The organism is Streptomyces sp. NPDC090741 (genome assembly GCF_044769045.1).
GTDB lineage: Bacteria > Actinomycetota > Actinomycetes > Streptomycetales > Streptomycetaceae > Streptomyces.
Genome location: NZ_JBIVXF010000005.1, coordinates 247,917 through 270,819, shown reverse-complemented (window position 1 = coordinate 270,819; position 22,903 = coordinate 247,917). Strand labels below are relative to the sequence as shown.

Annotated in this window: 23 protein-coding genes and 1 tRNA gene; 15 read left to right on the top strand and 9 right to left on the bottom strand. The window is 71.1% G+C overall.

The window, feature by feature from the left end; all coding sequences use genetic code 11:
• Positions 1-51: 51 nt before the first annotated feature.
• Complete coding sequence (locus tag ACIQU4_RS16200; protein WP_403730354.1) at positions 52-702, bottom strand: TetR/AcrR family transcriptional regulator; 651 nt, start codon at positions 700-702, stop codon at positions 52-54.
• Between the two features lie 141 nt (positions 703-843).
• Here ACIQU4_RS16200 and ACIQU4_RS16195 point away from each other — a divergent pair, with 141 nt between their 5' ends.
• Together ACIQU4_RS16195 and ACIQU4_RS16190 are read left to right on the top strand one after the other, a co-directional pair.
• Positions 844-2,436, top strand: coding sequence for an MFS transporter (locus ACIQU4_RS16195; RefSeq protein ID WP_403730352.1), 1,593 nt, complete (start codon positions 844-846; stop codon positions 2,434-2,436).
• Positions 2,437-2,647: 211 nt separating this feature from the next.
• On the top strand, positions 2,648-3,049 hold the full coding sequence (locus ACIQU4_RS16190; protein WP_385591765.1) for a peptidase inhibitor family I36 protein: 402 nt from the start codon (positions 2,648-2,650) through the stop codon (positions 3,047-3,049).
• On the opposite strand, the gene ACIQU4_RS16185 is transcribed toward ACIQU4_RS16190, so the two are convergent.
• Positions 3,030-3,857, bottom strand: coding sequence for a potassium channel family protein (locus ACIQU4_RS16185; RefSeq protein ID WP_403730349.1), 828 nt, complete (start codon positions 3,855-3,857; stop codon positions 3,030-3,032). The two genes, ACIQU4_RS16190 and ACIQU4_RS16185, sit on opposite strands and share 20 nt — an antisense overlap.
• A gap of 81 nt (positions 3,858-3,938) precedes the next feature.
• The gene (gene aceE / locus ACIQU4_RS16180; protein ID WP_403730346.1) at positions 3,939-6,671 is read right to left on the bottom strand and encodes a pyruvate dehydrogenase (acetyl-transferring), homodimeric type; all 2,733 of its coding nucleotides are present in this window, start codon (positions 6,669-6,671) and stop codon (positions 3,939-3,941) included.
• 447 nt (positions 6,672-7,118) lie between these two features.
• Here aceE and ACIQU4_RS16175 point away from each other — a divergent pair, with 447 nt between their 5' ends.
• The 6 genes from ACIQU4_RS16175 (at position 7,119) to ACIQU4_RS16150 (ending at position 11,661) form a co-directional block, all read left to right on the top strand.
• Positions 7,119-7,544, top strand: a complete 426-nt coding sequence (locus ACIQU4_RS16175) for a DUF3052 domain-containing protein (RefSeq protein WP_383342461.1) — start codon at positions 7,119-7,121, stop codon at positions 7,542-7,544.
• Between the two features lie 151 nt (positions 7,545-7,695).
• Positions 7,696-8,154: a peroxiredoxin gene (locus ACIQU4_RS16170; RefSeq protein WP_385591766.1), complete on the top strand. Its 459-nt coding sequence runs from the start codon at positions 7,696-7,698 to the stop codon at positions 8,152-8,154.
• Positions 8,155-8,351: 197 nt separating this feature from the next.
• The gene (locus tag ACIQU4_RS16165; protein WP_403730343.1) at positions 8,352-8,927 is read left to right on the top strand and encodes a TerD family protein; all 576 of its coding nucleotides are present in this window, start codon (positions 8,352-8,354) and stop codon (positions 8,925-8,927) included.
• Between the two features lie 158 nt (positions 8,928-9,085).
• Positions 9,086-9,661, top strand: coding sequence for a TerD family protein (locus ACIQU4_RS16160; protein ID WP_053688414.1), 576 nt, complete (start codon positions 9,086-9,088; stop codon positions 9,659-9,661).
• Between the two features lie 25 nt (positions 9,662-9,686).
• On the top strand, positions 9,687-10,802 hold the full coding sequence (locus ACIQU4_RS16155) for a DUF475 domain-containing protein (RefSeq protein WP_403730340.1): 1,116 nt from the start codon (positions 9,687-9,689) through the stop codon (positions 10,800-10,802).
• 118 nt (positions 10,803-10,920) lie between these two features.
• Positions 10,921-11,661 carry a Tellurium resistance gene (locus tag ACIQU4_RS16150; RefSeq protein ID WP_403730337.1) on the top strand — a complete coding sequence of 247 codons (741 nt, stop codon included), beginning with the start codon at positions 10,921-10,923 and terminating at the stop codon, positions 11,659-11,661.
• 44 nt (positions 11,662-11,705) lie between these two features.
• Here the strand turns inward: ACIQU4_RS16150 and ACIQU4_RS16145 are convergent, their stop codons facing one another.
• Complete coding sequence (locus tag ACIQU4_RS16145) at positions 11,706-12,506, bottom strand: TerD family protein (RefSeq protein WP_403730334.1); 801 nt, start codon at positions 12,504-12,506, stop codon at positions 11,706-11,708.
• 194 nt (positions 12,507-12,700) lie between these two features.
• On the opposite strand from ACIQU4_RS16145, the gene ACIQU4_RS16140 reads away from it, so the two are divergent.
• The 4 genes from ACIQU4_RS16140 to ACIQU4_RS16125 are packed head-to-tail and all read left to right on the top strand — an operon-like array spanning position 12,701 to position 17,965.
• Positions 12,701-13,867, top strand: coding sequence for an HpcH/HpaI aldolase/citrate lyase family protein (locus ACIQU4_RS16140; RefSeq protein ID WP_403730331.1), 1,167 nt, complete (start codon positions 12,701-12,703; stop codon positions 13,865-13,867).
• Positions 13,868-13,908: 41 nt separating this feature from the next.
• Positions 13,909-16,458, top strand: coding sequence for a phosphoribosyltransferase (locus ACIQU4_RS16135; RefSeq protein WP_403730947.1), 2,550 nt, complete (start codon positions 13,909-13,911; stop codon positions 16,456-16,458).
• Positions 16,455-17,309, top strand: coding sequence for an HAD family hydrolase (locus tag ACIQU4_RS16130; RefSeq protein ID WP_403730328.1), 855 nt, complete (start codon positions 16,455-16,457; stop codon positions 17,307-17,309). Before ACIQU4_RS16135 ends, ACIQU4_RS16130 begins: the two co-directional genes overlap by 4 nt.
• A complete protein-coding gene (locus tag ACIQU4_RS16125; RefSeq protein ID WP_403730325.1) occupies positions 17,306-17,965 on the top strand; it encodes an O-methyltransferase in 660 nt (219 codons plus the stop codon). The genes ACIQU4_RS16130 and ACIQU4_RS16125 overlap by 4 nt, the downstream gene beginning before the upstream one ends.
• A 16-nt stretch (positions 17,966-17,981) precedes the next feature.
• Here the strand turns inward: ACIQU4_RS16125 and ACIQU4_RS16120 are convergent, their stop codons facing one another.
• From ACIQU4_RS16120 to ACIQU4_RS16110, 3 genes are all read right to left on the bottom strand, one after another.
• On the bottom strand, positions 17,982-18,185 hold the full coding sequence (locus tag ACIQU4_RS16120) for a zinc ribbon domain-containing protein (RefSeq protein ID WP_030160452.1): 204 nt from the start codon (positions 18,183-18,185) through the stop codon (positions 17,982-17,984).
• A gap of 32 nt (positions 18,186-18,217) precedes the next feature.
• A complete protein-coding gene (locus tag ACIQU4_RS16115; protein ID WP_403730322.1) occupies positions 18,218-18,949 on the bottom strand; it encodes a DUF4383 domain-containing protein in 732 nt (243 codons plus the stop codon).
• Between the two features lie 106 nt (positions 18,950-19,055).
• Positions 19,056-20,300 carry a hypothetical protein gene (locus ACIQU4_RS16110; RefSeq protein ID WP_403730320.1) on the bottom strand — a complete coding sequence of 415 codons (1,245 nt, stop codon included), beginning with the start codon at positions 20,298-20,300 and terminating at the stop codon, positions 19,056-19,058.
• 105 nt (positions 20,301-20,405) lie between these two features.
• On the opposite strand from ACIQU4_RS16110, the gene ACIQU4_RS16105 reads away from it, so the two are divergent.
• The 3 genes from ACIQU4_RS16105 to ACIQU4_RS16095 all read left to right on the top strand — a co-directional run bounded on the left by ACIQU4_RS16105 (position 20,406) and on the right by ACIQU4_RS16095 (position 21,524).
• A tRNA-Val gene (locus ACIQU4_RS16105) sits at positions 20,406-20,480 on the top strand.
• Between the two features lie 168 nt (positions 20,481-20,648).
• Positions 20,649-21,281, top strand: a complete 633-nt coding sequence (locus tag ACIQU4_RS16100; protein WP_403730318.1) for a hypothetical protein — start codon at positions 20,649-20,651, stop codon at positions 21,279-21,281.
• Positions 21,282-21,296: 15 nt separating this feature from the next.
• Positions 21,297-21,524 (top strand): DUF2277 domain-containing protein, encoded by a 228-nt coding sequence (locus ACIQU4_RS16095; RefSeq protein ID WP_403730315.1) that lies wholly within the window; start codon positions 21,297-21,299, stop codon positions 21,522-21,524.
• A gap of 12 nt (positions 21,525-21,536) precedes the next feature.
• Here the strand turns inward: ACIQU4_RS16095 and ACIQU4_RS16090 are convergent, their stop codons facing one another.
• Together ACIQU4_RS16090 and ACIQU4_RS16085 are read right to left on the bottom strand one after the other, a co-directional pair.
• The gene (locus ACIQU4_RS16090; RefSeq protein WP_403730313.1) at positions 21,537-22,046 is read right to left on the bottom strand and encodes a hypothetical protein; all 510 of its coding nucleotides are present in this window, start codon (positions 22,044-22,046) and stop codon (positions 21,537-21,539) included.
• Between the two features lie 165 nt (positions 22,047-22,211).
• Positions 22,212-22,847, bottom strand: coding sequence for a DedA family protein (locus ACIQU4_RS16085; RefSeq protein WP_403730310.1), 636 nt, complete (start codon positions 22,845-22,847; stop codon positions 22,212-22,214).
• Between the last annotated feature and the right edge of the window lie 56 nt (positions 22,848-22,903).

The window sequence follows — 22,903 nt, the reverse complement described above, 5'->3', positions numbered from 1 at the left end:
GCGCCCAGGGTGACCGGGTTCACGGCCGACCGTGCGAGCCCGTACGGGTGTTCAGCGCCAGTCCGCGGCCAGCGCCGGGCCGATCTGGTCAAGGCAGGCCTCGGTCATCCGCCGGATCGAGGCCACGCTGGCGTCCTCGCCCTGCCCCCACAGCCGCCCGGTGACCCTCATCACCCCGGAGAAGGCGGCGACCACCACCCGGGGCCGCGGGTCCGCGTCCACGTCCAGGCCCTCGCGCTCGGCGATCAGCCGGGCGATCCGCTCCTCCAGCTCGGTGGAGCGGCGCAGGTGCACGGCGAGCAGCGCCGGGGTCGACTCGATGAGCTGGTACGTACGCATGTACAGGTCGACCGGCACCACCTCGGAGAGGGCCTCGTCGAGGGTGTCCCAGGCGCGGAGCAGCGCGCCGCGCAGGGCTTCGAGCGGGCCCTCGGCGGGCGGCCGGGCGCGCAGCGCGGCGACGAAGTGCGACTCGACCAGGTCCTGGACGGCGAAGGCGACCTCCTCCTTGTTGGCGAAGTACCGGAAGAAGGTGCGCTGGGAGACGTCCACGGCGTCGGTGATCTCGTCGACGGTGGTGTGCTCGTACCCCTGCGCGACGAAGAGGAGGAGGGCGGCGCGCAGCAGCGCGTCCCGGGTGCGCCGCTTCTTGCGTTCGCGCAGCCCGGGCGCCGGTACCGTTGCCGGCCGCTCGTCGGTCATCACCGAGAGGTGTCCTTTCCGCAGGCTCCGCCTGCCGAATCTGACGCTGAGTGAGCGGTCAGGGTACCTGTGACCGACCTGACAGCCACTGTCTCGTTAAGCCGTTTGTGAAGTGTCAGTCGCTGTCACTAGCCTGTTCGCATGACTAGTCAGATCACCCTCGCCAAGGAATCGGGTCCGGCTCCGGCCCGCACCGGTTTGCGCGGCCACCCCTGGCTGACCCTCTTCGCCGTGGCGATCGGCGTCATGATGGTCACCCTGGACGGCACGATCGTCGCCGTCGCCAACCCCGCGATCCAGAAGGACCTCGGCGCCTCGCTCGCCGACGTCCAGTGGATCACCAACGGCTACCTGCTCGCCCTCGCGGTCTCGCTGATCACCGCCGGAAAGCTCGGCGACCGCTTCGGCCACCGTCAGACCTTCCTCATAGGCATCGCCGGATTCGCCGCGGCCTCCGCCGCGATCGGCCTCTCGTCCGGCGTCCAGTACGTCATCGCCTTCCGCGTGGCGCAGGGCCTGTTCGGCGCACTGCTGATGCCCGCGGCGCTGGGCCTGCTGCGCGCCACCTTCCCCGCCGAGAAGCTCAACATGGCGATCGGCATCTGGGGCATGGTCATCGGCGCCTCGACGGCCGCCGGGCCCATCGTCGGCGGCCTGCTGGTGGAGAACGTCAGCTGGCAGTCCGTCTTCTTCATCAACGTGCCCGTCGGCATCATCGCCCTGGCCTTCGGCCTGTTCATCCTGCTCGACCACCGGGCCGAGAACGCCCCGAAGTCCTTCGACGCCGTCGGCATCCTGCTGCTGTCGGCCGCGATGTTCTCGCTGATCTGGGCACTGATCAAGGCCTCGGAGTGGGGCTGGGGCGACACCCGGACCATGCTCTTCCTCATCGGCTCCGTGGTCTGCTTCGTGCTCTTCGCCGTCTGGGAGTCGAAGGTCTCCGAGCCGCTGATCCCGCTCGGCATGTTCCGCTCGCTGCCGCTGTCCGCGGGCACCGTGCTCATGGTGCTGATGGCCTTCGCCTTCATGGGCGGCCTGTTCTTCGTCACCTTCTACCTGCAGAACGTGCACGGCATGAGCCCCGTCGACAGCGGCCTGCACCTGTTGCCGCTGACCGGCATGATGATCATCGGCTCGCCGCTGGCCGGCGCCGCGATCACCGCCGTCGGCCCGCGGATCCCGCTGGTCACGGGCATGGTCGCGACCGCCGTCGCCTGCTTCGGGATGTCGGCGCTGACCCCGGGCACCGGCACCCTGCAGATGTCGCTCTGGTTCGCCCTCCTCGGTGTCGGCCTCGCGCCCGTCATGGTCGGCGCCACCGAGGTCATCGTCGGCAACGCCCCGCTGGAGCTCTCCGGCGTGGCGGGCGGGCTCCAGCAGGCCGCCATGCAGGTCGGCGGCAGCCTCGGCACCGCCGTCCTCGGCGCGGTCATGGCCAGCACCGTCGGCAACTCGTTCGGGGACAACTGGGCGCGGGCGAACCTGCCCGCGCTCACCCCGGAGCAGCTGGACCTCGCCGAGAAGGGGGTCCAGGTCGGTATCGCCCCGGTCCAGCCGGGGACCCCGGCCGAGGCCGTCGCGACGATCACCAAGGTCGCGCACGACACGTTCGTCGACGGCATGAGCACCGCCTTCACCGTCGCCGGCTGCGTCGCGGTGCTCGCCGCGGTCGTCGCCTGCTTCACCAAGCGCGGCGAGAACGCCGCCGCGGGGGCGGGCGCGGCGCACATCTGAGCCGGGCCGGTCCCATGGCTCCGACGCCCTCGCGCGGGCGTCAACCGCGGACGTACGACAGCCCCGCCGGACGGTTCCGGCGGGGCTGTCGCCTATCCGGGTGGACCGGCCCCCGGCCCCTTCCGCCCGACCGTCCTCGCAGGTCAGCGTGGTGCCCGAGGCGCTCCGGAACCGGTCCGGGGTGCCGTCGTCCACAAGGAGTTGACCCGTCATGCGTACGAGTTCACCCGCACGGTCCACCACCGTCCTGGCCGCGACCGTCCTGGCCCTCGCCGCGCTCGTCCCGAGTACGGCGAGCGCCGCACACGCCGCGGGCCCGCCGCCGGGCAAGGCCCCTGCCTGCGCCACCGGGCAGCTGTGCCTGTGGGCGAAGCCGGAGTTCAAGGGCACCCGCAACGCCTACGAGCTGAGCACCCTGGACATCAACAGCTGTACGGCGCTGCCCGCCGGGACCAGCGCCCAGTCACTGGTCAACCGCACCGGGCGGCCGGTGACCACCTACCAGTCGGCCGAGTGCGCGGAGACCGGCGAGTTCCAGACGTATCCCGGCGACGGCGTCCGGCTGCCCGAATCCCTCTACCTGGTCAGGGCCTTCAAGGTGTGGGAGCGGTAGCGGCATCCGCCGCCGGGGCCGCTTCGGGCACCTGGGCCGGCACGTCGGCCCCCGTACCCGGAGCGGCCCCCGCACCCGGGGCGGCTGCCCCGCCGAGGCGCCCGATCTCGGCGCGCAGCGCCCGTACCTCCGCGGCCAGTTCGGCGATCGCGGCGGTCTGCGCCCGCTCCACCCGGTCGTCGCGTTCGAACCGGGAGATGAACCAGGCCGCGATGTTGGCGGTCACCACACCCAGCAGCGCGATCCCCGACAGCATCAGCCCCACCGCGAGCACCCGGCCGAGCCCGGTGGTGGGCGAGTGGTCCCCGTACCCGACGGTCGTCATCGTGGTGAAGCTCCACCACACGGCGTCGCCCAGGTTCTTGATGTTCCCGTTCGGGGCGTCACGCTCCACGCTCAGCACGGCGAGCGAGCCGAACATCAGCAGACCGACCACCGCCCCCGCCACGTACGTGGTCAGCCGGATCTGCGGGGCCATCCGGGCCCGCCGGCCCACCAGCAGCAGCGTGGACACCAGCCGCAGCAGCCGCAGCGGCTGGAGCATCGGCAGCAGCACCGCGCCCAGGTCCATCCAGTGGGTCCGGACGAACGCCTTCTTGGCCGTCGACAGGCCCAGCCGCATCAGGTAATCGGCGGCGAAGGCCCCCCACACCACCCACTCGGTGACCGTGCACGCCCGGTGCACGTCCGCATCCGCGTCGGGCACGACGATCGGCACGGCGTAGGCGACGGTGAAGGCCGCGGCGAGCACGAGCAGCGGGGTCTGGCTCCGCCGCTCCCACCGCAGCTGGCGGGAGGGTTCCTTCATACGGAGCATCGTAAGGAACTGGTAAAGCGAAGCGGGCCCCCGGCACTGCCGGGGACCCGCCCTGACGCCTGTCCGCGGAGGCTACGCGTCGCCGCCCGCCGCGCCCGGGTCGGCCGCCGAGACGTCCAGCAGCCGGTACCGGTCCACCGCCTGCTTCAGCGCGGAACGGTCGATCTTGCCCTCCTTGGCCAGCTCGGTCAGCACCGCCAGCACCACCGACTGCGCGTCGATGTGGAAGAAGCGCCGGGCCGCGCCGCGCGTGTCCGCGAAGCCGAAGCCGTCCGCACCCAGCGAGGTGTACGCGCCGGGCACCCACCGCGAGATCTGGTCCGGGACGGACCGCATCCAGTCCGAGACCGCCACGAACGGCCCCTCGGCACCCGACAGCTTCCGCGTCACGTACGGAACGCGCTGCTCCTCCTCCGGGTGGAGCAGGTTGTGCTCCTCCACCGCGACGGCGTCGCGGCGCAGCTCGTTCCAGGAGGTCGCCGACCAGACGTCCGCCCGGACGTTCCACTCCGCGGCCAGGATCCGCTGGGCCTCCAGCGCCCACGGCACCGCCACGCCCGAGGCCATGATCTGCGCCCCGATGGAGCCCGCCGAGCCCGCGGACACCCGGTGGATGCCCTTGAGGATGCCGTCCACGTCCACGCCGGCCGGCTCGGCCGGGTGCTGGATCGGCTCGTTGTAGACGGTCAGGTAGTAGAAGACGTCCTCGGCCTCGGGCCCGTACATGCGGCGCAGGCCGTCCTGGACGATGTGCGCGATCTCGTACCCGTACGCCGGGTCGTACGCCACACAGCCCGGGTTGGTCGACGCCAGCAGCTGGGAGTGACCGTCGGCGTGCTGGAGGCCCTCACCCGTCAGGGTGGTCCGGCCGGCGGTCGCACCCAGGACGAAACCGCGCGCCAGCTGGTCGGCCATCTGCCAGAACTGGTCACCCGTGCGCTGGAAACCGAACATCGAGTAGAAGACGTAGACCGGGATCAGCGGCTCGCCGTGCGTCGCGTAAGCCGAACCCGCGGCGATCAGCGAGGCCGTGCAGCCCGCCTCCGAGATGCCGTCGTGCAGCATCTGGCCCGTCGGGGACTCCTTGTACGCGAGCAGCAGGTCGCGGTCGACCGCCTCGTACTGCTGGCCCAGCGGGTTGTAGATCTTGGCGCTCGGGAAGAACGCGTCCATGCCGAACGTGCGGTACTCGTCCGGGGCGATCAGCACGAACCGCCGGCCGATCTCCTTGTCCCGCATCAGGTCCTTCAGGATGCGCACGAACGCCATCGTCGTGGCGATCGACTGCTGGCCCGAGCCCTTCTTGGCCGCCGCGTACGTCTTGTCGTCCGGCAGCTGCAGCGGCTTCGCGCGCACCACGCGGGTCGGCACGTAGCCGCCCAGCGAGCTGCGCCGGTCGTGCATGTACTGGATCTCCGGCGAACCGGGGCCCGGGTGGTAGTACGGCGGGGCGCCGCCCTCCAGCTGCGCGTCCGTGATCGGGATGTGCAGGCGGTCGCGGAAGCGCTTGAGGTCGTCGACCGTCAGCTTCTTCATCTGGTGCGTGGCGTTGCGGCCCTCGAAGTTCGGGCCGAGCGTCCAGCCCTTGACCGTCTGCGCCAGGATCACCGTCGGCTGGCCCTTGTGGGCCTTGGCCGCCGCGTACGCCGCGTAGATCTTCTTGTGGTCGTGGCCGCCGCGGCCCAGGTGCAGCAGCTGCTGGTCGCTCATGTTCTCGACCATCGCCCGCAGCCGCTGGTCGTCGCCGAAGAAGTGGTCGCGGATGTAGGCGCCGGTCTCGGTCGCGTACGTCTGGAACTGGCCGTCCGGCGTCGAGTTCATCTTGTTGACCAGGATGCCGTCGCGGTCCTGCGCCAGCAGCGGGTCCCAGGAGCGGTCCCAGATCAGCTTGATGACGTTCCAGCCGGCGCCGCGGAACTGCGACTCCAGCTCCTGGATGATCTTGCCGTTGCCGCGCACCGGGCCGTCGAGCCGCTGCAGGTTGCAGTTCACGACGAAGGTCAGGTTGTCCAGGCCCTCGCGGGCGGCGATCGACAGCTGGCCGAGCGATTCCGGCTCGTCCATCTCGCCGTCGCCGAGATACGCCCAAACGTGTGACTTCGAGGTGTCGGCGATCCCGCGCGCCTCCATGTACCGGTTCATCCGGGCCTGGTAGATCGCGCCGAGCGGGCCGAGGCCCATCGAGACGGTCGGGAACTCCCAGAAGTCCGGCATCAGCCGCGGGTGCGGGTAGCTGGACAGGCCGTACGGGGCCTTCGACTTCTCCTGCCGGAACGCGTCGAGCTGCTGCTCGGAGAGCCGGTCCAGGAGGTAGGCGCGAGCGTAGATGCCGGGGGAGGCGTGGCCCTGGAAGAAGATCTGGTCGCCGCCATCGCCCTCGTCCTTGCCCCGGAAGAAGTGGTTGAAGCCCACGTCGTAGAGGGAGGCGGAGGAGGCGAACGTGGCGATGTGGCCGCCGACGCCGATCCCGGGACGCTGGGCGCGCGAGACCATGACGGCCGCGTTCCACCGGGTGGCGTTCAGGACCTTGCGCTCGATCTCCTCGTTGCCGGGGAAGAACGGCTCGTCCTTGGTCGCGATCGTGTTGACGTAGTCCGTGCTGCGCATCTCGGGCACGGCCACGCGCTTCTCGCGGGCCCGCTCGATCAGCCGCAGCATCAGATAGCGGGCGCGCTCACGGCCCCGCTCGTCGACGGCTGCGTCCAGGGAGTCGAGCCACTCCTGCGTCTCCTCCGGATCGAAGTCCGGGACCTGGCTCGGCAGGCCGCCAATGATGATCGGATTGCGATCGGATGCGGAAGCCACGCTGTTCCTTCGCTGTCAGGGGAGTCGTGCCATGGGGTTTCGCCGCCTCCCATCGTCTTACGCTCGGTCGGAATCGTCACCTGTACCACTGGGTAATCACTGGAGTCCGCGGCGATTCGGGGCGCCGTCGGCGTCGGGTCCGGCCACTTCGCAACCCTACGCCCAAGACGATCAGCGGGTTCGTAAGACCGTTCGTCCCTCAAACAGGTAGGAAAGCCGCTCAGCGTCGCCGATGATGCCGAATGACCTGGAATGGTGTGGGATGAATCACCAGACGTGCACACGGGAGGGCTGAAAGTTGCGGCGAGACGGCCGTAATCGTCACCGTTTCGACGGTCTCGGCGGCCGGGTACTTGCGCGATCCGCCGCGCCCGTGTGGACTACGCCCAATGCTGCGCGTACGCGCGCCGCCGAAGACATTCACCGAACATGAGCAGGAGGCACCCCGTGAGCGCGACCGCGGACCACGCGGAGAGCCTGGCCGCCCGGCTGGGTTTCCAGTCCGAACAGGTGGTCCAGGAGATCGGCTACGACGACGACGTCGATCAGGAATTCCGTGACGCCGTCGAGAAGCTCGTCAGCGATCTCGCCGACGAGGACTACGACGACGTCGCCGACGCGGTGCTGTTGTGGTTCCGCGACGAGGACGGCGATCTGACGGACGCCCTGGTCGATGCGACCGAGCTGGTCGAGGACGGCGCACTGATCCTGCTGCTGACCCCCAAGACGGGCCGCGACGGCTACGTCGAGGCCAGCGACATCAGCGAGGCGGCCGAAACGGCCGGCCTCTCGCTTGCCAAGGGCCTGCCCGTCGGCAAGGAGTGGACCTCCACCAAGCTGGTGACGCCGAAGGCCGCCAAGGCCAAGCGCTGAGCCGTAACTCGCAGCCAAGCGGACGCACACCCCGTCGACCCGGATTTCCCGCGGTCGGCGGGGTGTGCGCGTTCGGAGCCCGGGACCGGCCTACGCTGGGTCTCACCCGGACAGCCCAACACAGGGATGCAGGAACGAAGGGATGCGAGAGATGGCGATCGAGGTCGGCAGCAAGGCCCCGGACTTCGAGCTCAAGGACAACCACGGCGCCACCGTGCGGCTCTCCGACTTCCGCGGCGAGAAGGCCGTGGTGCTGCTCTTCTACCCGTTCGCCTTCACCGGTGTCTGCACCGGCGAGCTGTGCGAGCTGCGCGACCAGCTGCCGCGGTTCCAGAACGACGACGTCCAGCTCCTCGCGGTCTCCAACGACTCCGTGCCGACCCTGCGCGTCTTCGGCGAGCAGGAGAACCTGGACTACCCGCTGCTCTCGGACTTCTGGCCGCACGGCGAGACCTCCCGCGCGTACGGGGTCTTCGACGAGCAGAAGGGCTGCGCGGTCCGCGGCACCTTCATCATCGACAAGGACGGCGTCGTGCGCTGGACCGTCGTCAACGGCCTGCCCGACGCGCGTGACCTGAACGAGTACATCAAGGCCCTCGACAGCCTCTGAGAACCCTCGGAGCAGCCTCCGAGATTCCCCGGACCCGTCGGGCCGTCGCACAATCGCCGCACTTCGGGCCGGTTCCGGGAACTGTTCCTCGGGAAAGACGCCGACAGGCGGGAACCCGTCACTAGGATCGAAGCGTTGATCCCGGTAGAAACCGCACGACGGGGCACCGCCCCACACATGAACCCAATGGAGGACCCGTGGGAGTCAGCCTCAGCAAGGGCGGAAACGTCTCGCTGACCAAGGCCGCGCCGAATCTGACGGCGGTCATCGTCGGTCTGGGCTGGGACGCTCGCACCACCACCGGTGTCGACTTCGACCTCGACGCCAGCGCGATCCTGACCAACGACCAGGGCAAGGTCGCCAACGACTCGAACTTCGTGTTCTTCAACAACCTGAAGAGCCCGGACGGCTCGGTCGAGCACACCGGTGACAACACCACCGGTGAGGGCGAGGGCGACGACGAGGCGATCAAGGTGAACCTGGCGGGGGTCCCGTCCGATGTCGCCAAGATCGTCTTCCCGGTCTCGATCTACGAGGCCGAGAGCCGCCAGCAGAGCTTCGGCCAGGTCCGCAACGCGTACATCCGCGTCGTGAACCAGGCCGACAACAGCGAGCTCGCCCGCTACGACCTCTCCGAGGACGCCTCGACCGAGACCGCCATGGTCTTCGGCGAGCTGTACCGCAACGGAGCGGAGTGGAAGTTCCGCGCCATCGGCCAGGGCTACGCCTCCGGCCTGCGCGGCATCGCGCAGGACTTCGGCGTCAACGTCTGAGCCTGCCAGCAGTCACCCGTCCGGCGCCGTGCACTGTTGTGTACGGCGCCGGACGCGCTTTGCGGCGGTGCACGGCCGAGATGCACCGCCGAGCTTCACCGGCGGCCCGCCATGCGGGGCGCGCCGCGATCACCACGTCGTCCGGGGAGGACCACAACATGGGCGTCACACTCGCCAAGGGGGGCAACGTCTCCCTTTCCAAGGCCGCACCGAACCTCACCCGGGTCCTGGTCGGTCTCGGATGGGACGCGCGCTCGACCACGGGGGCCGATTTCGACCTCGACGCCAGCGCGCTGCTGTGCCGCGACGGCCGGGTCCTGGGGGACGCGTACTTCGTCTTCTACAACAACCTGAAGAGCCCCGAGGGCTCCGTCGAACACACGGGGGACAACCTCACGGGCGAGGGTGAGGGCGACGACGAATCGATCATCATCGACCTGACCAAGGTGCCGGTCGAGGTCGACAAGATCGTCTTCCCGGTCTCGATCCACGAGGCGGAGGCCCGCCGGCAGAGCTTCGGCCAGGTCAGCAACGCCTTCATTCGCGTGGTCAACGAATCGGACGGCCAGGAACTGGCCCGCTACGACCTCACCGAGGACGCCTCCAGCGAGACCGCGATGATCTTCGGCGAGGTCTACCGGTACGGCGGCGAATGGAAGTTCCGAGCGGTGGGGCAGGGGTACGCGTCGGGGCTCCGGGGCATCGCTCTAGACTTCGGGGTCAACGTTTCGTAAAGCCGTACAAGACGATGGGGTGCCAGTGGTTCTCAAAACCTTCGGCTGGTCGTTCGCAGTCACTGCGCTCGGTCTGGTCGCAGCGGGGTTCTACGGGGGAATGACCGGACTCGGGATCGTCGCGATCCTGTCCATCCTTGAGATCTCGCTGTCCTTCGACAACGCGGTGGTCAACGCCGGAATCCTGAAGAAGATGAATGCCTTCTGGCAGAAGATCTTCCTCACCGTCGGTGTGCTCATCGCCGTGTTCGGCATGCGCCTGGTCTTCCCCGTCGTGATCGTCGCGGTCACCGCCGGTATCGGGCCCATCGAGGCCGTCGATCTGGCGCTGAACGACAAGGACATGTACCAGCAGCTGGTCACGGACGCCCACCCGGCGATCGCGGCCTTCGGCGGCATGTTCCTTCTGATGATCTTCCTCGACTTCATCTTCGAGGACCGGGACATCAAGTGGCTCGCATGGCTGGAGCGGCCGCTCGCCAAGCTCGGCAAGATCGACATGCTGTCGGCGTGCATCGCGCTGATCGTCCTGCTGATCACGTCCATGACCTTCGCCGCCAACGCCCACCAGCACGGCGGCGCCCACGTGGACAAGGCGCAGACCGTCCTGGTCTCCGGCATCGCCGGCCTGATCACGTACATGATCGTCGGCGGTCTCTCCGGCTACTTCGAGAACCGCCTCGAAGAAGAGGAAGAGGCCGAGCACGAGGCCGAGGAAGCGGCGAAGAAGAGCGGCAAGCCCGTCTCGGCCGTCGTCATGGCCGGCAAGGCCGCCTTCTTCATGTTCCTCTACCTCGAAGTCCTCGACGCCTCCTTCTCCTTCGACGGGGTCATCGGCGCCTTCGCCATCACCAACGACATCGTGCTGATGGCCCTCGGCCTCGGCATCGGCGCCATGTACGTCCGGTCGCTCACGGTCTACCTGGTCCGCCAGGGCACCCTCGACGACTACGTCTACCTGGAGCACGGCGCGCACTACGCCATCGGCGCGCTCGCCGTGATCCTGCTCGTCACCATCCAGTACGAGATCCACGAGGTCATCACGGGCCTCGTCGGCGTGCTGCTCATCGCCTGGTCCTTCTGGTCCTCGGTGCGCCGCAACAAGCGCCTGGAACTGGAGGGTTCCACCGCCGAGGCATGATCACGGCGGTAATGCGGAACGCTCCAACTGCGGGGCGGCCGGGCTGGTCTGCGGACTGCCGGGCCGCCCCGTCCGCGTAGGCCGCCCCGCCTACACAGAATGAGGGGGGACAGGGGAAATGGGATTCTTCGACGGGATCAGGGGCAGCCGCGCCCTGCAGTTCGACTCGGGCAGCGCCTCGGCCGCGATCGAGCTGACCAAGCGGCATCCGACGGTGTCGCTCACCAAACAGGGGGCGGTCCACGGGAACCTGCGGGTCAACCTGTCCTGGCGCATGCGCAGCTCGGACATCGGCGGACGCGGCGGGGGTGAGGGCGGCCGGCTCCTGCGCCACCCGTTCAAGCTGTTCAAGCCCGAGATGGTGCAGGCGCACACCCAGGGCATGGTCAACGTCGACCTCGACCTCGGCTGCCTCTACGAGCTGGCCGACGGGACCCGGGGCGTCGTCCAACCGCTCGGCAACCTCCACGGGGACATCAACAGCCCGCCGTACGTGAAGCTCAGCGGCGACGACCGGTTCGGGGCGCCGTCGGGGGAGACGGTCTTCGTCAACCTCGACCACGCCGACGAGATCAAGCGGCTGCTGGTGTTCGTCTACATCTACGACCAGACCCCGGCCTTCGACCGGACGCACGCCATGATCACCCTCTACCCGATCACCGGGCCGCGGATCGAGATCCCGCTGGAGGAGCGGCAGCCGCAGGCCCGCTCCTGCGCGGTGCTCTCCCTGGAGCACGTCAAGGGCGAGCTGATCGTGCGGCGCGAGGTGAAGTTCGTGTACGGGTTCCAGGCCGAGCTGGACCGGCTGTACGGGTGGGGCCTGCAGTGGGGGCGGGGCTACAAGAGCACCAAGGCCTGACCGGGACCGGGCGGGTCCCCGCGTTCCCGGTCAGGCACGGCGCTTCAGCGGCGGAGGAACTGCGGGCCCTGCACCGGCAGCCGGAACGTCGGGTCGCCGCCCGGGACCGGCACCGGAGCCGGGGACACCGGCTGCGGGTACCCGTACGCCGGCTGCGCGGGCGGCGGGGCCTGCGTCACCGGCGCCTGCGGTGTCTGCGGTGCCTGCTGCGCCTGCTGTGGGCCCGGCGGGCGCATCTGGGCCGTCTGCTCGCCGGTCGGCCCGGCGGCGGGGGCGGCTCCGGACCCGCCCTCGGCGGCGTTCTCGTCCACGGAGATCCCGTGGTCGGTCGCCAGCCCGACGAGGCCGTTCGAGTAACCCTCGCCCAGCGCGCGGAACTTCCACCCGTCGCCCCGGCGGTACAGCTCCCCGCAGATCAGGGCCGTCTCGGCGCCGGTCTCGGGGCGCACGTCGAAGAAGGCCAGCGGCTCGGCGCCGCCGGTCGCCGTGGCGTCGTACAGCAGGATCCGCAGGTCGTGGACCTGCTGGAACGGCACGTCCTCGGCGGAGGCCACGACCAGGATCCGGTCCACCACCAGCGGCACCGCGCGCAGGTCCGCCTGCACGGCGTCGGTGATCCCGTCGCCGAGCTGCTTCTTGCCGAGCCGCCAGATGGCCCCCGAGGGGTGCCGGGGCTGGTTGTAGAACACGAAGTCCTCGTCCGAGCGCACGCGCCCGTCCGGGCCCACGAGCAGTGCCGAGGCGTCGACGTCCGGCACCTCGGGGCCGCCGGTCCAGCGCAGCACCGCCCGGACCGCCACGGCGGTCACCGGGATGTTCGAGCCCTTCTGCATCGCGTGCGTCATGCCCGTCATCCTGCCCTCCCGGGGCGGCGCGGAACAACGCGGCCCCCCGCAGGGCCTTGTCGGGAACGAAAGGCCTGGGCATTGTGCAAGAGGGTTACCTGAACTTCATGTGCTTGAGGAACTCTTGACTCACGTTCGTACGTACTATTACCGGCCACGCCACTGGGGCCGCCGAGGCAGTACGGGGGAAGCACATGCGTCACTTCGGGCACATATCGCCCACCGTCCGTAAGGACCTCTTCCATCAGGAGCCCGCCGAGTTCACCGCCGCCTCCCCCGCCCGCATCCTCGCCGCCGCCCTCGGAGCCACCCTCTACAGCCCCGCCACCCGCCCGAACCTCGCCGGGGACGTCCGCAAGCAGGCCGCCCGCGGGGTCGTCTCCATGGTCCTCTGCCTGGAGGATTCGATCAGCGACGCCGAGGTCGCCGACGCCGAGGACAACCTGGTCCGCCAGTTCGCCGCCCTCGACGCCGACGGCGGGGAGCTCCCGCTCCTCTTCATCCGGGTCCGCACCCCCGAGCAGATACCCGACCTCGTGCACCGCCTCGGCGGCTCCGCCCGCAGACTGGCCGGATTCGTACTCCCCAAATTCACCGAGAGCCGCGGAACCGCCTTCCTCGACGCCGTCGCCCAGGCCGAGGCGGCCGGCGGACAGCAGCCGCTGTACGCCATGCCCGTCCTGGAGACCCCCGATCTCCTCCACCTCGAAACCCGCGTCGAAGCCCTCGCCGGCATCTCCCGCACCGTCAACCGGTACCGCGACCGCGTCCTGGCCCTGCGCCTCGGCGTCACCGACTTCTGCTCGGTCTACGGACTGCGCCGCACCCCGGACATGACCGCCTACGACGTGCAGATCGTCGCCGGAGTCATCGCCGACGTGGTGAACGTGCTCAGCCGCGCCGACGGCACCGGCTTCACCGTGACCGGACCCGTCTGGGAGTACTTCCGCAACCAGCAGCGCCTCTTCAAGCCCCAGCTGCGCCGCAGCCCCTTCCTCCAGGAAGGCGCCGAGGAACTGCGCACCACCCTCATCGAGCACGACCTCGACGGGCTCTTGCGCGAGATCGAACTCGACCGGGCCAACGGACTCCTCGGCAAGACCTGCATCCACCCCGCCCACGTCACGCCCGTCCACGCGCTGTCGGTGGTCTCCCACGAGGAGTTCAGCGACGCCCAGGACATCCTGCGCCCCGAGCGCGGCGGCGGCGGAGTCATGCGCTCCGCCTACACGAACAAGATGAACGAAGTGAAGCCCCACCGAGCCTGGGCCGAGCGCACCATGCTGCGCGCCGAGGTCTTCGGTGTGGCGAAGGAGGAGGTCGGCTTCGTCGACCTCCTCACGGCCGGGCTCCAGCTGTGAGCGGACCCGTGACGGCGACGACTACGGAGAAGGGCAAGACGATCGAAGCGGTGTGGTCGGGAACCTGGGTGGCCGAGCGGCTGGGCGTACGCCTGGAGGAGGCCGGCGACCCGGGGTCGCCACGGCTGGACGAACTGCTCGGGCTGGCTCTGCGGCGCAACCCGAAGCGGGCCCACCTGCTCGTCTCGCAGGTGCTGGGCAAGCACGTCCCGCAGTCCCCGCGTGCCGTGTACGCCGCCGGACACGGGCTCGGCGAACGGGTCCGGGCCCTGCTGGGCGACGAGGCCGCCGCCGCGGTTGTCCTCGGGTACGCCGAGACGGCGACCGGGCTCGGGCACTGCGTGGCCGACGGCCTCGGAGCGGCCCCCTACCTGCACTCCACCCGCCGCCCCGTGCCGGGGGTCGAGCCCGCAGGCGGGTTCGAGGAGGCCCACTCGCACGCCACCTCGCACCTGCTGCTGCCTGAGGACCCGAAGCTGCTGGCCGGCAACGGACCGCTGGTCCTCGTCGACGACGAGTTCTCCACCGGCAACACGGTCCTGAACACCATCCGCGACCTGCACGCCCGCCACCCCCGCGCGCACTACGTGGTCGTCGCCCTCGTCGACATGCGCTCCCCGGCCGACCGCGCGCGGCTCACCGCCTTCGCCGCCGAGATCGGCGCGCGCGTCGACCTGATCGCGCTCGCCTCCGGGACGGTGAACCTCCCCGAGGGGGTCCTGGCCAAGGGACAGGCACTGGTCGAGCAGTACGAGCGCCAGGGCGCGGGCGCTGCGGCTCCGGGCGCGGCTCCGGCCGGGGCTTGCGCCCCCGTCGGGCGGGTCGTGCTCGACTGGCCCGCCGGGGTCCCGGACGGCGGCCGGCACGGGTTCACCCCCGAGCATCGCGCCCGGCTCGAAGCGGCCCTGCCCGCGCTGGCCCGACAGCTCGCCGACGCGCTCGGAGCCGAACCCGGGCGGGTCCTCGTACTCGGCAACGAGGAACTCATGTACGCGCCGCTGCGCCTCGCGCGGGCCCTGGAGGAGTCCGGGGCCGGGGCCGAGGTCCGGTTCTCGACCACCACCCGCTCGCCCGTGCTCGCCGTCGACGACCCCGGCTACGCCATCCGCTCCCGGCTCGTCTTCCCCGCGCACGACCGCCCCGCCGACGGGCCCGGCGACCGCTACGCCTACAACGTCGCGGGCGCCGGCTTCGACACCGTCGTCGCCGTCGCCGACACCCACGGGGACACCGGTGCGCTGCACGCCCCCGACGGGCTCCTCGCGCGCCTGGCCCCGCACGCCGGCCGGGTCCTGCTCGCGCTGGTCCCCTCGTACACCCCGGACACCCCGGACACCCCGGTCACCTCGTACACCCCGGTCACCTCGTACACCCCGGACATCTCCTCCGGCGTTTCCTCCGACCGGCGGGAGCCGATCATCATGCCCGAGCCGATCCTGCCCGGGCCGCTGCGCGGACCCGCCTTCTCCTCGTACGCCCCGGAGGACTGCGGCTGGCTGCTCCAGGACCTCTCCGGCGCGGCGCTGGAGGCCCCGACCGAGGAGCGCGAGGAAGCCATCCAGGCGGGCGGCGCGCACTACGCCGAGTCGCTGCCCGTCGAGTACCAGCCGTCCCCCCAGTACCAGGAGCTCTACCGGAGCGCGCTGAGCGCGTCCGCCGCCCGCATCGCCCGGGCCGTCGGCACGGTCACCGAGACCGTCCTCGCCGAGCGGTCCCCCTCCCCGGTCCTCGTCTCGCTGGCCCGCGCCGGCACCCCCGTCGGTGTCCTGATGCGCCGCTGGGCCCGGGCCCGGCACGGCCTGGACGTGCCGCACTACGCCGTCTCCATCGTGCGCGGCCGCGGCATCGACCCCAACGCCCTGCGCTGGCTGGCCGCCCACCACGACCCCGCCGACATCGTCTTCGTGGACGGCTGGACGGGCAAGGGGGCGATCACGCGGGAACTCGCGGCGGCGCTGGAGGCCCATCGGGAAGCAGGGGGCCCGGGCTTCGACCCGGAGATCGTGGTCCTCGCCGACCCCGGTTCCTGCGTGTCCACGTACGGCACCCGCGAGGACTTCCTGATCCCCTCCGCCTGCCTCAATTCCACCGTTTCCGGACTGATATCGCGTACGGTCCTCAGGTCCGACCTGGTCGGGCCCGCCGACTTCCACGGCGCGAAGTTCTACCGCGAGCTCGCCGGAGCCGATGTCTCCACCGGCTTCGTCGACACCGTCGCCGCCCGCTTCGACGAGGTGGCCGAGGCCGTCGACGCCGAGGTCAAGGAGCTCCTCGCCGCCGACCGCACGCCCACCTGGGAGGGCTGGGCGGCGGTCGAGCGGATCAGCGAGGAGTACGGCATCCACGACGTGAACCTGGTCAAGCCCGGCGTCGGCGAGACGACGCGGGTGCTGCTGCGGCGCGTGCCGTGGAAGATCCTGGCGCAGCGCGGCGCCGGGGCGGACCTGGACCACGTACGGCTGCTCGCCGAGCAGCGGGGCGTGCCGGTGGAAGAGGTCGACGGGCTGCCCTACACCTGCGTAGGACTCATCCACCCCCGCTTCACGCGTGGCGCGACCGGCGCCGACGGAAAGGCCGTGACCTCCAAGTGACTGTCCTGGTAGCCAGTGATCTCGACCGCACGCTCATCTACTCGGCGGCCGCGCTCGGCCTGACCATGCCCGACCCGGTGGCCCCGCGGCTGCTGTGCGTCGAGGTGCACGAGAGCAAGCCGCTGTCGTACATGACGGAGACGGCGGCGGAGCTGCTGGCCGAGCTGACGGCCGATCCCGCGGTGGTCTTCGTGCCGACGACGACCCGTACGCGCAAGCAGTACCAGCGCATCCGCTTCCCCGGGCGCCCGGCGCGGTACGCGATCTGCGCCAACGGCGGGCAGCTGCTGGTGGACGGGGTCCCGGACCGGGACTGGCGGCGCGAGGTGGCGGCGCGGCTGGCGCAGGAGTGCGCTCCGCTGGAGGAGGTGCACGCGCACCTGCTGGCGACGGCGGACCCGGCGTGGCTGCGCAAGGCGAGGATCGCGGAGGACCTGTTCACGTACCTGGTCGTCGAACGCGACCTGGTGCCGCAGGAGTGGGTCAAGGCGCTGGCCGAGTGGGCCGACGGGCGCGGCTGGACGGTCTCCCTCCAGGGCCGCAAGATCTACGCCGTGCCGCGTCCGCTGACGAAGAGCGCGGCGATGCGCGAGGTGGCCCGCCGTACGGGTACGACCACGACCCTCGCCGCGGGCGACTCGCTGCTGGACGCGGACCTGCTGCTGGCGGCGGACGCGGCCTGGCGGCCGGGGCACGGGGAGCTGGCCGACGCGGGCTGGACGGCGCCGACGGTCACGGCCCTGGCAGCGGCGGGTGTGCTGGCGGGGGAGGAGATCGTGCGGGCCTTCGCGGAGGCGGTGGCCCGGGAGGGTGTCCGGCCGGCCGGTGATGTCGGCACACTGGGCGCATGACCAAGGGCAACAGCACCAAGATCACCGACGAGTTGTACCGCTACGTTCTCGACCACAACCCTCCGCTGGACACGGTCCAGCGGGGGCTGGTGGCGACGACGTACGAGAAGTTCCCGGACGTCGCCGGCATGCAGTCCGCGGAGGAGCAGGGGCCGCTGCTGGCCTTCCTGGTCCGGCTGACCGGCGCCCGCCACATCGTCGAGGTCGGCACCTTCACCGGCTTCTCGACCCTGTCGATGGCCCAGGCCCTGCCGGCGGACGGCGTGCTCGTCGCGTGCGACGTCTCGGAGGAGTGGACGGCGTACGGGCGCGAGGCCTGGAAGGCGGCGGGCGTCGCCGACCGGATCGACCTGCGGATCGCCCCGGCGCTGGACACGCTGCGCGCCATGCCGCAGGAGCCGCACATCGACATGGCCTACGTGGACGCGGACAAGGAAAGCCAGATCGCGTACTGGGAGGAGCTCGTTCCGCGGCTGCGCCCGGGCGGGCTGATCGTCACGGACAACACGCTGTTCCACGGCAGGGTCCTGGACGAGTCCGCGACGGGCTCGGCGGCGGGAGTCCGCGCGTACAACGAGCACGTCGCGGCGGACACCCGCATGGAATCGGTCCTGCTGGCGATCTCGGACGGCCTCACCCTGTCGCGCAAGCGCTAGGCGCCAGCGCCAGGCGCTAGCAGCAGCCCCCACCACCGCAGCAGCCCCCGCCGGACGGGGCGGGGGCGCTGCTGGTCCCGCCCACGGCGACGGCGGAGAGCAGCTTCACGGTGTCGGCGTGGCCGGCCGGGCAGTCTGCGGGAGCGGACGACTCGGCCATGGGCCGGCTGACCTCGAAGGTGTCTTCGCAGGTCCGGCAGCGGAATTCATAACGAGGCATGGCCCCAGGCTACCTACGCCGGGCGGGGCGGCCTAGAAGCCGTGACTGAGCCGGGCGGCGGCAGCTGCGGCCCGGTCCTCCCGAGCGGCCTGCTCGGGGTTGCGGGCCCGCCAGTACGGGTTGTCGTGCGGCAGGGCGCTGCCCACCCGCCCGTACATCCCGAACCACATCAGCATCACGCCGACGACGAAGCTGAACAGCACGTTCTGGATCTTGAAGGCCAGGAAGTTCACCCCGGTGTCCAGCAGGGCCAGATTCACGAACCCGCTGGCGATGAAGGCCAGCCCCAGCACGATGTTGAGGGTGGAGGCGAAGTTCCCGCCGATCACCATCCCGGCGAAGAGCAGCAGCCCGATGCAGATCGACAGGACGCTCAGCGCGCCGTTGGTGTTCAGCGCGAGCACCGTGGCGCCGCCGGTGTCGAAGAACCCGATCCGGTCGATCAGCCCGAGGATCCCGAAGGCGACCAGCAGCAACCCCATCAGGCCCGCGCCCACCCGGTACACCTGGCTGAGCTTGTGGTCGGTGGGCAGGTGCTCGTCGAGCTGGGTGTTGACGGGACGCGCGATGCGCCGCACCAGGTAGGGGACGTGCGGTGCGGGGAGCTCGATCGGCCCGTGGGCCACGTACGGCGCGTAGTTCTCGTGGGCCTCGTGGCACCCGTAGGCCGCGTGCGGCGCGGTCGCGGGGGGTGCGGTCGCGCGGGGTGCGGTTGCGCGGGGTGCGTCGGGCGCACGAGAGGTGTGCGAAGTGTGGGCAGCCATCACGCCCTCCTATTCCAGCCACCTCAAGCATCCGCCGATGCCCCCTCCGCGACAAGCGCGGACCTCAGCCGCTCGACCTCAGCCGCTCGACCTCAGCCGCTCGACCTCAGCCGCTCCCGCGCCCGCCGCGGATATCGGAGACGACCCGTCCGACGTCTCCCCGCACCTGCTCCATCTCCTGAAGGAAGTGCCAGTAGTCGGGGTGCCGCTCCTCCAGCCCGGCGAGCGCCCGCTCCATCCGCGCCACCGACTCGTCCAGCGGCCGCGCGTGCCGCGGATCGGGCACACTGCGGCCCTCCATCGCCAGCCGCTGCGCGTCCCGGATCGCGAACCGGGTCCGCTGCACCTCCGCCTGGGGGTCCCGCGCCACCGCCTCCAGCCGCGACAGCCGGTCCTGCGCCGCCGACACCGCCTCGTCGGTGGCATCCAGCGCACCCCGGACCGACTCGATCAACGCCGCCACGTCCGCCCAGCGCTGCTCCTCGCGCGCCCGCGCGGCTTCCTTCAGCTGCTCCTCGGCCCGCGCCACGTCCCGTACGGCCTGATCCGGCACGTGCTGCAGGTCCTGCCAGCACGCGGCACTGAACCGCCGGCGCAGCTCACTGAGGACCGGATCCACCCGGTCCGCCCGATTGCGCAGCGCCTGCGCCCGGGTCCGCAGGCTCACCAGCCGCCGGTCGATCTCCGCGGCCCGCTCCGGGAGCCGCACCACCTCGGCCCGTATCGCCTCCGCGTCCCGCAGGATCCGGTCCGCACGCTGGACGGTCTCCTGCACCCCGTGCTGCGCGGCGCCCTGGTTCAGCAAGGTCAGCTCGGGCCCGAGCGCGGCCAGCCGCGCCGCGAACTCGTCGGCCCGCATCCCCTTGCCCCGTACGTCGTCCAGCGCCGTGCTCGCCGCGAGCAGCGCGGCCCGGGCCCGCTCCCGCGCGGGCGCCACCCGGGCCAGCTGCGTCTCGGCCTTGTCCAGCAGCGGCTGCAGCCCCTGAGCGAAACGGTCCAGCTCGCCCTTGACCCGGACCAGCTCGTCGCGGGCCCGCGTCAGCTGCTCCCGCGCCCGCGCGGCGACGGACCCCTCCAGGTCCACCCGATCAAGGTCGTGCGCGTCGACGGCCTCGATGTACACATGGCTGACCTGGTCGATCCGCTCCCCGAGCGCGACGAACCCCTCCCCGGCCTGCCGCGCCGCGGGCGACCCGTCGGCGGCCGCGATGGTCTCCATGGAGATCCGCAGATCCCGCTGCGCGGTGTCCAGCTCGTAGAACGCGGCCGCGGCGGCATCCTTCGCCGCCTGCGCATCCGCCCGCCGACTCTCGTCCCGCCCGCCGAACCACCGGCGGGATGCCGTCGTCACAATCCCTCTCCCGTACCGCCTCCGCCATGCCCCGGTCCATTCTCTCCCACGGATGCGGGTTTGCGTGGGGGGTGCGCCTCCCATGTAGGCTGTCCACTCATCCACGGGTGTGTAGCTCAGGGGTAGAGCGCTGCTCTTACAAAGCAGATGTCGGCGGTTCGAAACCGTCCACGCCCACCAGCACGAAGGCCCCCAACCGATCACGGTTGGGGGCCTTTGGCATGGGTGCCCGGGCCTTGCGCTTCCGATGCGTTGTGCTGGATCGGGTGCAACTGGTCGTCGGGGCCGCGTGGTTCGTTGTCGCGGGAGGCTTGACCGGGTGTTGAGGGGGCGTGGGATCGTCGGGGGATGGGTGAGTGGGTGGTGGGGGGCCTCGGGCTGCTGGCGGTCGTGGCCGGCGGTGTGGCGTACGTCGTGCTGGACCGGGTGGCCAGGGAGGGGTTCGAGCGGCGGCGGGATGCCGAGCGGGCGCGGTTGCTGGCGCAGGTGGCGGAGCCCGAGGGCGTTGCGGGGGATCCGAAGTACGCCGATGTCGGGGGGCTGCCGGCGGCCCGGCGGGACGGGCACGGGGACGCCGAGTTCACGTCCGTGCTGGTCGAGTACTACGCGTACGGGCTGACTCAGGCGCGCAGCAGCTTCGTCACCAGCCAGCGGTTCGCCGGGGCGGGGGCCGCCATCCTGTTGCTCGGGGTGGCGCTCGCGGTGTGGAAGGCCGAGACCAGCGGGGAGCTGTACCTCGGGGTGGTCACCAGCTCGGTGGGACTCGTCATCACACTCGTCGGGCAGCTCTTCCACCGGCGGGCCGACATCGCCCTGCGGCACATGGCCGACCAGACCGCCTCCCTGCGGGAGGACCGGCGGGCCGCCGCCGCCATGCAGCGGGCCGCCGAGCTGCTGGAGGAGGTCGCGGATCCGGTGCTGCGGGCGCGGTTGCAGGCGGGTTTGATCATGAAACTGTCCGGCGCCGAGCTGCCTCAGTAGCGGGATAGTGGGTGTATGTGCCGTTCCATTAAGACCCTGCGCCCGCCCGCCATCCCCGAGAAGGCCACGGAGGAGGAGATCCGCGCCGCCGCGCTGCAGTACGTACGGAAGGTGTCCGGGTTCCGGGCGCCCGCCGCGCACAATCAGGAGGTCTTCGAGGCCGCCGTCGAGGCGATCGCCGAAGCGACCTGGGACCTGCTGGACGGTCTGCAGGTCAGAGGCGCGGTCTCCGTCACCGCCTAGGTGTCCTGTTCCTCAGGTCAGGCGGGAGCGGCGGCGGAGGATCCAGATGCCCGTGCCCAGTGCGCCTGCGGCCAGTGTGCCGCCCAGGGCGATCTGGCCGGGGCTCATCGCGCCGATGCTGCCGCCCAGCCCGCCGCGGGCCGCGCCGGGGGTGACCTGGAGGGAGACGGTGACTCGCTGGCCGCCGGAGTCGCCGCATTCGAAGGTGACGGTGTGCGCCCCGGAGTTCGCGTTGCTGAAGACGGTGGCGCTGCCGAAGAGGTTGGTGGCTTCCAGGTTGCCGGGGGTCAGGCGTACGTCGCCGAAGGCGCTGGACGAGGCCGTGCCGGTCTTGGTCCCGCAGCCGGTGACGTTCAGACTGACCCGGCCTCCGGGCGCGACGGCGGTGGGGGACACGCCGGCGGACGGGGAGGCGGCGTGGGCGACGGTGACGGGAGCGGCCGAGGCGAGGACGAGGGTCGCGGCCGCGACCCTTGCCAGGAGGCGGCGGTTCGACGGCTGGGCGAGCGGCGTGGCGGGCATGGAGTGAACTCCTCGGGCTCCTCGAAACGGCGCGGCCAGGGCACGGATGTGACGCGGATTCGGTTGTGCGCCGTGCTGTGGACGCTAGGAGCCCTGGCCCGGGGCGGCGATCGGGGCCGGGTGAACGGGTGAGCCGCTGCTCCGCCCGAGGGATCCAGGCGGTCGCTATGCCGCCGGGGCCGCCGTCGGGGCGGGGCGCCGGATGACGAAGGCCGCCAGGGCGCCCGCGGCGAAGAGGGCGATCACGGAGACGGCCGTGCCGAGCCAGGTCGCGCCGAGCCACTGGGTGCCGAAGTACCCCAGGGCCACGCTGTACCCGGCCCAGGCCATGCCGGCCAGCACCGACCAGGGCAGGAACTCCATGGCCTTGCGGTGGGTCTTGCCCGCGCCCAGGGAGACCACCGAACGGCCGGCCGGGGCGAAGCGGGCGATCACCACCAGGGCGCCGCCGCCGCGGACCAGGGCCGTACCCAGGCGTTCCTGGGCGAGGGTCAGCCGACGGGACCGGGCGATCGCGCGGTCCAGCCGGGCCCCGCCGCGCCGGGCCAGCCGGAACGCGGCCATGTCACCCAGTACCGACGAGGTCGTGGCGATCACCAGCAGCGCGAGGATGTCCGGCACCTGCGCCTGAACCGCCACCGGCACCGGACCGGCCGCACCGGCGGCCGCTGCGGTCGCCGCGGCCGTGATCACCAGAACCCCGCTCGGCAGCACCGGCAGGAAGACGTCGAGCACGACGGACACCGCCACCACGGCGTAGATCCATGGGCTCGCGGTCAGCGACCCCAGAGTCTCAAGCAAGGTGGAACTCCCCAGTCCGGTTGACGTGCTGCGGCATGAAGCGCCGCGACGTCGCG